The following is a 1,678-nucleotide window of genomic DNA, read 5'->3' on the forward strand; positions in this document are numbered from 1 at the left end:
GATGAGGATGCCTTCGTATTTTTCATTACACTTTTCTTTAATGAATTCAAAATCACCATAAAACTTATGTAGAACATCAAGTATTTTCATTATGATGTAGAGGTCCTCCTTGGAATTTTCTTAATGATTTTATTTGCGTAATTTAAATTATGTAAAAAACGTCTACAACAACAAATCTTTTACTTTACCAATTTCACTTTTTGGAATAACTAGGTGAATCATATCACCGAGATACATTCTGGTTGAGCCGTTAACTGTTTGACTCTTGCCATTATGGACTTGTGTTGTGATGAGGACATTGTGTGGCAGATTGAGTTCATGAACCTGTTTTCCAGCGATTTTGTCTGATACAGGAATTTCAATAAGTGTGACTTCTCCTTCATCTGAAGCTTCTTCAGGCAGCATTTTTTCCAACATGGCCTCATAGACTGGCGCACCTTTAAGTAAATCCATGATGATATAGGCAACTAAGGTTACTAAACCAAGTGGCATGAGGTTGCGAATATCTCCTACCATCTCAGTTACGAGTATCATAGCAGTTAAGGGAGCCTTGGATATTGCTCCAAAGTATCCACTCATTCCCAGAATGACAAATATAGGGAATTGCTCCTGACTGACAAGTCCAAGATTGACACAAATAACACCAACTAGAGCTCCAAGTAAGGAGCCAAGCGCTAAAATTGGTAGGAAAATTCCTCCTGGAAGGCCACTTCCATAACTAATCATGCTCCAAACAAAGCGAATCAAAAAGTAAACTAATAGAACTTGGAAACTAAAATCTTGCTCAGTTAGGGAAAGGACAAGCTGATTTCCACCACCAAGGATTTGTGGTAAGAAGATGCCGACTGGTATGATAAGGATAAAAGCAAGAATTGGATAATATGCTCTATCTAAACAGATTTTTTCACCAAGCCAGTCATAAACTCGACCAACATTGAGTACAGCTTTCTCATAGAGAAAACCGGAAAGACCCAGAAAAATTCCCATGAGGAGGTAAATCCAATACTGATCTAGGGTCATGAGTGGAATATTATCTGGCATATCCAGTACGGGTGTTAGGCCAAATATGAGCAGTGAGACAAAGTTTGCTACGAGACTAGCTGCGAGAGTAGATACCCAGAAAAAGCGTGAAAAATGGTGATAAACTTCTTCTACCACAAAGAGAAGTCCTGCAATCGGTGCATTAAAGGCTGCAGCTAGACCAGCGGCAGCTCCACTAGCAATCAAGGAACGCTCCTCTACTGGACTGGATTTGAGCCATTTGGAAATTCCTTTACCACCAACCGCTCCGAGTTGAATACTGGGTCCCTCACGCCCCAGCATAAGACCGCTAGCAATAGCCAAAATTCCTAGAATATATTTTTTCCAAAGAACTCCCCACCAGTTGAGAGTCATCAATCCCTTTAATTCAGCTTCGACTTGAGGAATTCCTGAGCCTTTGATATCTTTTTCTGATCGAGTTAATTTCGCACTGAGCCAACAAACTATTAAATAAAATAGACCAATGATAAAAAGATTGCGCACTAGGTGCGCTTGATCTTGATAAAGTCCTTGTATCAGGTGGAAGTCTTTTTCGATTAAGAAACGAAAGGATCCAACGATAATTCCAACGACAAGACCGACGATGATTCCTCGTCCAACTTGGGATAATATGGTGCTTGAGGCAAAGGCAAATTCT

General features: G+C 39.9%; 1 protein-coding gene. It reads right to left on the reverse strand.

Annotated features, from left to right (window positions below):
- Window positions 1–162: 162 nt before the first annotated feature.
- The coding region (locus QZ359_RS06845) for a ClC family H(+)/Cl(-) exchange transporter (protein ID WP_293964582.1) at window positions 163–1,678 on the reverse strand (1,516 nt) is incomplete at its 5' end.

This window comes from Streptococcus sp. (assembly GCF_019414905.1).
In the GTDB taxonomy this organism is placed as follows: Bacteria; Bacillota; Bacilli; order Lactobacillales; family Streptococcaceae; genus Streptococcus.